General features: G+C 67.4%; 8 protein-coding genes and 1 tRNA gene. 1 reads left to right on the top strand and 8 read right to left on the bottom strand.

Annotation, left to right across the window (positions count from 1 at the left end; translation table 11 throughout):
- A partial coding sequence (locus Y705_RS22265) for a hypothetical protein (RefSeq protein WP_049822464.1) occupies window positions 1–425 on the top strand: 425 nt, incomplete at its 5' end.
- 233 nt (window positions 426–658) lie between these two features.
- Here the strand turns inward: Y705_RS22265 and Y705_RS0108080 are convergent.
- From Y705_RS0108080 to Y705_RS0108045, 8 genes are all read right to left on the bottom strand, one after another.
- Entirely contained in the window at window positions 659–2,053 is a 1,395-nt protein-coding gene (locus tag Y705_RS0108080; RefSeq protein WP_049822463.1) for an ABC transporter substrate-binding protein, read from the bottom strand.
- A gap of 222 nt (window positions 2,054–2,275) precedes the next feature.
- Window positions 2,276–2,348: transfer RNA gene (locus Y705_RS0108075), tRNA-Leu, on the bottom strand.
- 143 nt (window positions 2,349–2,491) lie between these two features.
- Complete coding sequence (locus Y705_RS18385) at window positions 2,492–3,937, bottom strand: NAD(P)/FAD-dependent oxidoreductase (protein WP_049822462.1); 1,446 nt, start codon at window positions 3,935–3,937, stop codon at window positions 2,492–2,494.
- Window positions 3,938–4,042: 105 nt separating this feature from the next.
- The gene (locus Y705_RS18380) at window positions 4,043–5,587 is read right to left on the bottom strand and encodes a S8 family serine peptidase (RefSeq protein ID WP_081737903.1); all 1,545 of its coding nucleotides are present in this window, start codon (window positions 5,585–5,587) and stop codon (window positions 4,043–4,045) included.
- A 5-nt stretch (window positions 5,588–5,592) separates the two neighbouring features.
- Window positions 5,593–6,543 (bottom strand): Ppx/GppA phosphatase family protein, encoded by a 951-nt coding sequence (locus Y705_RS0108060; protein ID WP_026532490.1) that lies wholly within the window; start codon window positions 6,541–6,543, stop codon window positions 5,593–5,595.
- Entirely contained in the window at window positions 6,540–7,190 is a 651-nt protein-coding gene (locus tag Y705_RS18375; protein WP_253908541.1) for a DUF501 domain-containing protein, read from the bottom strand. Before Y705_RS18375 ends, Y705_RS0108060 begins: the two co-directional genes overlap by 4 nt.
- A 97-nt stretch (window positions 7,191–7,287) precedes the next feature.
- Window positions 7,288–7,851, bottom strand: a complete 564-nt coding sequence (locus Y705_RS0108050) for an FtsB family cell division protein (RefSeq protein ID WP_253908540.1) — start codon at window positions 7,849–7,851, stop codon at window positions 7,288–7,290.
- Between the two features lie 73 nt (window positions 7,852–7,924).
- The coding region (locus Y705_RS0108045) for an FtsB family cell division protein (RefSeq protein ID WP_253908539.1) at window positions 7,925–8,533 on the bottom strand (609 nt) is incomplete at its 5' end.

The raw sequence follows: 8,533 nt of genomic DNA, 5'->3' as shown, positions 1-8,533 counted from the left end.
GCCCGCCTGCCGATGTTCTCCTGTCCTCCACCGGGTGGTCCCGCCTGGGACGATTCGTTCTGTCCCCGAGGCTCAGGGCGGACCGGGCACCACTCACCACGATCATCCCGTACCGCGGTGCGGAAGGGCCGGTACTGATCGGTGCGCGCACCCTGGGCCCCGGAGCCCTCCCTGCGTCGCTGAGGGGCTTCGAGCGGCAACTGGGCCGCGGGACGTGGACCCTGGGACTGTACTACGCGCAGCCGCGCGGGCCGTGGCACCAGTTCGGCATCCTGTCGCTGCGCCTCGACCCCCTGGGTGAGGAGGCTGACCTCCGCTTCGACCCGGTGCTCAATCCCCTGCCGGGCGCAGACACCTATGGCTGGGCGAAACGTCTCCGCGAGCCTTCCTACGCCATGGCCCGCCGCCCGCGCACCGACACGTAGCGTCGGCTCAAGCCCTGGTTGCCCCGCTGGCGGGCCCGGCTCCCCTACATGCGCGGCCCCCGGATCCAATAACGCCGCCGTCGAGTGCGCGATACTTACGGTCGTCAGCCGATTCTCCGGTAACTGCTGCATACTGGATGCCCGGGCGGCCGAGGCCACCCGATCCAGCACACAGAAAGGCCCCGCCGACGCACCTTTCCGGTGCGGACGGGGCCGTTCAGTTGGTGCAGGTGTTACAGCTGGCCGAGTTCGGAGCGGCTGGGCTGAGGTACGTTGTTGCCGTCGTACTCGTAGATACCGATGGCAGCCTCGGTGGGGTCACCGTTCTCGTCGAAGGAGACCGGTCCTGAGATGCCGTCGTAGTCGATGTCTCCGCCGCCGCGGAGCAGCGTGACGCAGCCCGCGAAGTCGAAGCATTTCTCCCCGTCCTTGGACACGGACTCGAGCTGCTCGGCGATTGCGGCGCCTTCAACGCTTCCCGCGGCCTCGGATGCAAGGGCGATCAGGTTGACGGCGTCATAGCTTTCGCCTGAGTATGCCCAGCTGGTCAGTGCTGGATCGATCTCGGCCAGCGCGTTCCGGAACTCGTCCCCCGTGAAAGGACCAGGGATGGTGCCCTGGGCGCCCTCCATGGTTCCGGGCTCCAGGTCGGCGCTGTAGTCGGAGGTGTTGCCGTCCACGAGGAACATGGTGCTGGGATCGATTCCCTTGGCGACGAGCAGCGGAACGATGCTCTTGGCCTCGTCGAAGGTGATGAGGACGATGGCGTCCGGCGCGGCTGCGGCGAGGGCATCGACCTGGCTCGAGAACTGCGAATCACCGGTGTTGAACATCTCGTTGGCGATGACCTCGCCGCCTGCTCCCTCGACGGTTTCCTGGATGTTGGTCTGGAGACCGGTTCCGTAGGAGTCATTGAGGGTGATCATGCCGACGGTCTGTGCACCACAGGTCATGATGTAGTTGCCGAGCGTGCGTCCCTGCAGGACGTCCGAGGGAGCCGTCCGGAAGTAGAGGCCCTGATCGTCCCAGGTCGAGAATTCAGGCGACGTGTTGGCCGGCGAGAAGTGGACCACGCCGGCACCGGTGATCTGGTTGATCACGGTCTTGGAGACGCCCGAGGATGCCGCGCCGATGATCGCGCTGACGTCCTGCGACAGGAGGTCGGTGACCGACTGGGTGGCGATGTCGGTGGTGGTGTCACCCGAGTCGCGGTGGGTGATGGTGATGTCCTGGCCGAGGACGCCTCCGGCTTCGTTGACTTCCTGGACGGCGAGGTTGACGCCGGCAATTTCCGGAGGACCGAGGAACGCCAGTGTTCCGGTGGTCGGAAGGATGGAGCCGAGCTTCAGCGGCTGGTCGCTGACGGTGGTTGCCGCCGGAACAGCCGCGGGGTCTCCCTTGGGATTCGCTTCCGCGGCCTGTCCGCCTTCGCTCTCGGGGCAAGCCAGTGCTCCCGCTGCCGCCTCGGATGCAGGAGCCTCACTCGCCTCGGCCTCACTCTCCGGTGCGGAGGATCCGCCGCAGCCGGAGGCCAAGAGTGCGATCCCCAGACCCAGCGCGGCGACCTTCGCCGCGCGCGGGGCATTCTGCCCAGTGCCGAAGCGCACTGAGTTAAGTGTTGCGATCATGAATTGTTCTCCTCGACCGAAAGGCTTTCTGCCTTTGCTGCAGTCACCAGGTGTTCCTGGTATGTAGAAAAACTAGTGCAAAACCGGAACGAAGATAAGGGAATCGTGTTACATCCTTGTAACGCTCATCACAGAGCATGTTAAGGAGTATTGACACCAGCGATTGGACAGTATCCTGTCTTGTTTCGCTAGTTGCGCAAGTAGGTGGCTCCGTGCCACCGGTACCCCAGGTCGGACTCGAACCGACACTGAACAGATTTTAAGTCTGGTGCCTCTGCCATTGGGCTACTGGGGCGCTGTCCTGCCCGTCCAGAATATCGCGGGCGCAGTCCGCCTGGCGATTCAGCGCCACGGGTCGTGACCACAGGTGCTGGCCGACAGAACGACGGCGGTCCCACCCGGGCGGGACCGCCGTCGTTCTGTCTGGCTGTCGGACTCTCAGGCCCGCGTACCCACCTTGCCTGCGGCTGCCTTGCCGGCAGGCCTAGGCGGCGAGCTCGGCAGCGCCTTGTCCTTCTTCGGCTGCGGAGTGGCAGCCTCACGGAACTGGCGCTTCGGTGTCTGAAGGTCCGAGATGGGAGCCAGATCGCGCCCGAAGATGAAGCTCATGCTCCAGTTCGTGATGACCCGGGCCTTGCGCTCGAACATCGGCATCGCCAGCCCGTGGTACCCGCGGTGAGCCATCCACGCCGGGAAACCCCGCATGCCGAAGCCCATGATGTTGGCAACACCCTTGAAGGTGCCGAACCCTGCGACCGCTCCGAGGTTCGTGTGCCGGTATTCCTTGACCTCACCGACACCGTAGTTCTGCGCGAGGATGTTCTTGGCCAGTAGCTTCGCCTGCCGTACGGCATGCTGCGCATTCGGGACACAGAAGCCTCCCACACCGCCGCCGGTGAGGTCCGGTACGGCTGCGACGTCGCCGGCGGTCCAGGCGTGCTGGATCGGTCCGTCGTCCCCCGCGATGCGGAGTTCGGCGCTGGCCCGGAGCCTGCCGCGTTCATCCACCGGGAAATCCGTGGACGTGACCACGGGGTTTGCCTGCACGCCGGCGGTCCAGATCAGGGTGCCGGCCTCGAACTCGTCCGCGGGCGTCTTGTCGGGCATGTTGATCAGTTTCAGGCGACCATCGACCGCACTGGAGAGCGAGGTGTTGAGCATGACCTGGATGGCACGGGAGCGCAGGTGCTCCACCACCCAGACCGCTTGTTCCGCGGTGACCTCGGGCATGACGCGGCCCATGGCCTCGATGAGGACGAAACGGAGGTCCGAGCGCTCCAGGCGGCTGTTCTTCTTCACGGCGTCGCGCGCCATGTCCTCGATTTCGGTGATCGCCTCGATACCGGCGAAACCACCACCGACGACGACGAACGTCAGCGCACGGTCGCGCTCGGGCCCGGCCGGCATCAACGACCCGGTCTCGATGCGCTCCAGGACCTGGTTGCGAAGGGCCACTGCCTCTTCGATGGTCTTCAGCCCGATTCCCTGGTCCTTCAACCCGTCGATGGGGAAGGTCCGGGTGATGGAGCCTGCAGCCACGACGACGTCGGTGTACCCGAGTTCGAAGGCCTCCCCGCCGCCGGCGGGTTCGATGGTCGCGGTGCGGCCGGCATGGTCGATGCCCGTGACCTTGCCCGAGATCAGCTCGGTCTGGGGCAGGTGCACCCGGTGGGAGACGATCGCGTGGCGTGGTTCGATGCTCCCGGCTGCCACCTCCGGAAGGAAGGGCTGGTAGGTCATGTAGGGCAGCGGATCCACCAGCGTCACGATGCCGCCGCGGGCCTTGACCTTCTTCTGCAGCCCGTGGGCCACATAGAGGCCGACATACCCGCCGCCGACAACAAGAACGCGCGGTCGATCCGAAAAATGAGGGTTCAGTGCCATACTTCGATGCTACCGGAGTTTGTGAAAATCTTCACTAAGTGTGCAGGAGGTCGAAACCGGTCGATCCGGCGTCGGACGGCGGTCGTCGTCGTCCGCTTTCCGCGCTCATTTCCGCCGCGTCCGCACCACGTGGACCGTCCCCGCAGTGAGCAGGACCACGAACAGGGTGGAGAATCCGAGGACGACTGCCGCTGGGAGCAGATCCGGACTGGTCTCCGGTTCCTCCGCCTGCGGGACCGGCGGCTCGGGGATATCCGGCGCGGCTTCCTCGACCTCAGGAGCGGGCGCCGGCGTCCCGCTTCCGCCCTCGCTCCTCCGGTACACCTGGATCCACTCGGCCATGCTTCCCAGGCGGTTCACCCCGGGTACCGAGATGTCGGCATTGACCGCAGCATCGACGTCGAGGACGCCGTAGCCGTAGAGGGTGTCGAACCCGGGCGCACCCGCATCCTGCGCCGTGGCAACGATCCGGTTGACCACCTGCGCGGCACTCAGCTCCGGATACTTCGACCGGATGAGGGCTGCCACTCCGGAGACCAGGGGCGCCGCCCCGGAGGTTCCGGACCACTCGGCGTACCCTCCTCCGGGAAGCCCACCCACCAGATCCTCCGACGGCGCCGCGACTGCAATGCTGATGCCCTCCGACGAAGCCTCGCGGCTCGCCACGCCCGCCCTGTCGAGTCCGGCGACGGAGAGGACACCGGGGATCGTCGCGGGCGCGCCGACCTGGATGAGTCCGCCTGCGCGGTTACCCGCTGCAGCGACGATCACCACATCCTGTTGCTCTGCGTAGAGGAACGCGTCGTCCCAGCTTTCCGGCCAGGTGGTCGAGGTGCTTCCCAGCGACATATTGATGACCTTGGCGCCGTTGTCGACAGCCCACCGCACCGCGCTCGGGATCTGGTCGTTGATATTGATCCCGGCCGGGTTCGGCCCGCTGGTCGGTCCGTCGACCCACACCGACACAGCCAACAGTTCCGCTTTCGGCGCTACCCCCACAATTCCGTCCGGCCCCCTGCCGTAGACGCTGAGGGGACCTGGAGCCTGCACCGCCGGAGGCGGTACGGGCTCCGGGGAGAACGCCTCCGCAGTTGGGCCGGACGTCGACGGAGCAGGACTGTCCCCGGGCGCCGATGGTTCAGCGCCCGGTCCGGCTTCGGCAGTGGATCCCGGCGCTGCGGATCCGGTCGCGGTAGGTGCGGGCGCGGATGGTTCGGACGCGGGCGACGACGTCGCCGTCGGCTCCGGGCCGGGCGCCAGCACCGGCGCCAGCCCTCGATGCCCGCGGCCGGCCAGCAGCGTTCCCACCAGGGTCCCGTGGACGGGCACCTCGCCTATGCCGAGTTGCCCGTTCGGGCTGCCGACTCCGGAGGCATCAGTACCGCCGGTCACCACTCCTGCAAGGTCGGGGTGCGTGCCGTCGACCCCGCTGTCGATGATGGCCACCTTGACGCCTTCACCCTGGGTGGTGGCCCAGGCATCGGTGATGCCGTAGCTTTCGAGCCAGTACTCCTTCTCCCGAACTTCGTCGGCAGCGGCGGGTAGGGCACCGAACGGCAGGGCCAAGGCGGCGACCAGCGCAACTGCGGCAGTGCGCAGCACCCCGCCGGAGGGTGATCTGCGGTTTCCGGAAACCGGCGCGTGGGTCATTTTCGTCATTTTCCGCGGGTTGCGACGCTGAGGGCGATACCGTCCAGGATGTCGTGCTCACTGGCGGTGGCGCCTCCCACGCGGCCGTGCGTCGCCTCGGTTACCGCCTCGACGATGCACTTCCAGATAAATGCCCCGGCACCGATGACGTCGACGCGGCCCGGGTGCATGTAGGGAAGCCCTGCCCGAGTTGTACGGTCGCTGTGCAGCAGGTCCGAAGCAGCCGCCCCGATTTCGGCCGTGCTGAGCACTGTCCCGTGGATCCGCGTCGGAAGGTATTCGGGAAGTTTCAGGGCGTGCGCGGTGACGGTGGTGATGCTTCCGGCCACGCCGACCAGCGTGGTGATCGTCCCGAGCGGCACAGCTGCGGCGGCGACGACGATCAGCGACGTCACCTCCGCCTCCATGGCCGAGATTTCGGCACGGGTAGGAGGATCTCCGTGGAGGAACCGCTCGGTGAACCGCACGCAGCCCATGTCCATGCTCCGGGAGGCCAGGACGCCTGAGGAGTTGCCTGCGACGAATTCGGTGCTGCCGCCGCCGAGATCGATCACCAGGACGGTTTCGTCCTCTGCAGCGCCCAGCACGCTCACTGCCCCGGCGAAGGACAGTGCCGCCTCCTCAGCGCCGGAAATGACTTCGGGGTCCACCCCGAGCCGCTCGCGGATACCGGCAACGAAGTCTTCCCGATTCTCGGCGTCGCGGGATGCCGACGTCGCCACGAACCGCACTTCGGGGCTGCCGTGCCGCTCGATGAGTTCCGCATACTCCTCGGCCGCCGCGAAGGTCCGCGCGAGCGCCGCGTCGGAAAGGCGTCCGGTGGCGTCCACTCCCTCGCCGAGCCGCACCACCCGCATGAGGCGTTCGACGTCGGTCAGCCCGCCGGTCTCGTCGGTATCCGCGATGAGCAGCCGGATGGAATTGGTACCGCAGTCGATGGCAGCTGTGCGCATCAGTCCTCCTGGGATGGGGTGCGGCGCGCGGCGCGCTTCCGCTCGAGTTCGTCGGCGGAGAGGCCCTGGGTCTTCCGGTGCCGGCTGAGGTCGGTGGAGGGAACGGAACCTGCGGTGTCCCAGGCGCCGTCGCAGAAGCAGGTGTCCGGCGTCCACCACTGGCGGATTCCTTCGATCGCCTCATCGCCGAGCGGATTCACTCCCGTTCCCGCTGCGAGGGAATGCCCCACGAGGACGTGGAGGCACTTCACCCGCGTGGGCATGCCGCCCGCCGATACGCCGTCGATCTCCGGTACCGCCCCGGTGCCGGTGCGGTCGCCGATCTCCCGACGCACGGCAAGGTAGGCCTCGTGCGCGCCCCGGTACTTGTCGGCAAGTACCGGCTCGACACCCAGCCGGGCGGTCATATCGGTCATGACGCCCTCGGCCTCGAGACGTGAGACGGCGGCGGTGACCACCGGATGCGTGAGGTAGTAGGTGGTGGGGAAGGGGATGCCGTTGGACAGCCGGGGTGCAGTGGTTGCCACGAGCGGGTTGCCGCAGACGCAGCGCGCGCCGATCTCGACGACGTCGCGGACGGGGCGGCCCAATTGCCGGCTGAGGACGTCGAGATCATGCTGGGTGGGGGTTCGCTGGTCCTGCTCGCTCACGCGGATCCTTCCTCGTACGCCTGCACGGTGCACATACTGTGTCCTTGGTACGTCGTGGTGCGACGGCTGTGCTGCGGGTATTGCCGTTCGAGCCGACTCAATCGGTTGCGGCCCGGGTGACGGTGCTCCACAGGGAGTCCACCCAGGGCAGATCCTCCGGCTTCGCGTCCGACCCCGCCAAGGAGGCATCCTCGATTCCCTGGCCCCCCTTGACCAGGTAGCGGGTCTCCCCCGGCATGACCAGGAAAATGCGGTCACGCGCCTGCTGCTTGATATACGCGGGGTCGTTCCAGCGGGCCAGTTCCGTCTGGTGGTCGGCCTGCACCTGCTCCTGCCGTGCAATATCCTGGCGCAGCGCATTCAGCTCCGCCTGCTGCTGCAGGTAGGTATTGAGCGAGGGGGCAAGGAGAACAGTGACGGCGACGAGAACGACGGCGAGGGCCAGCAACCGGCCGGAGAACGATTTCGCCGGGATCGGCTTCGCATCCTCCGCGGGTTCGATGACGCGGTTGGGCCTCTTCGTCGACCCCGACGGGCTGCGGCGGATAGCCCCGGCAAGCTGCGTGCGCTCGGCGGCCCGCGCTTCCGACGACGAGACGGCACGCTCGCGCTCCGGCACCGGCCCTTCACGCCGGGGCGCCGGCTTTTCGGACTGCGGCACCCATTCGCTTCGCGGTACCTGCCCTCCGCGCTGCGGCGCCGCCCGCTCGGGCTGCCGGGACTCCGGAGCCGACTCAATCGGTTGCGGCCCGGGTGACGGTGCTCCACAGGGAGTCCACCCAGGGCAGATCCTCCGGCTTCGCGTCCGACCCCGCCAAGGAGGCATCCTCGATTCCCTGGCCCCCCTTGACCAGGTAGCGGGTCTCCCCCGGCATGACCAGGAAAATGCGGTCACGCGCCTGCTGCTTGATATACGCGGGGTCGTTCCAGCGGGCCAGTTCCGTCTGGTGGTCGGCCTGCACCTGCTCCTGCCGTGCAATATCCTGGCGCAGCGCATTCAGCTCCGCCTGCTGCTGCAGGTAGGTATTGAGCGAGGGGGCAAGGAGAACAGTGACGGCGACGAGAACGACGGCGAGGGCCAGCAACCGGCCGGAGAACGATTTCGCCGGGATCGGCTTCGCATCCTCCGCGGGTTCGATGACGCGGTTGGGCCTCTTCGTCGACCCCGACGGGCTGCGGCGGATAGCCCCGGCAAGCTGCGTGCGCTCGGCGGCCCGCGCTTCCGACGACGAGACGGCACGCTCGCGCTCCGGCACCGGCCCTTCACGCCGGGGCGCCGGCTTTTCGGACTGCGGCACCCATTCGCTTCGCGGTACCTGCCCTCCGCGCTGCGGCGCCGCCCG

It is taken from the genome of Arthrobacter sp. H41, from assembly GCF_000520535.1.
In the GTDB taxonomy this organism is placed as follows: Bacteria; Actinomycetota; Actinomycetes; order Actinomycetales; family Micrococcaceae; genus Arthrobacter_D.
Note: the sequence above shows the minus strand (reverse complement) of the source record. Positions and strands in the feature narration are given on the sequence as shown.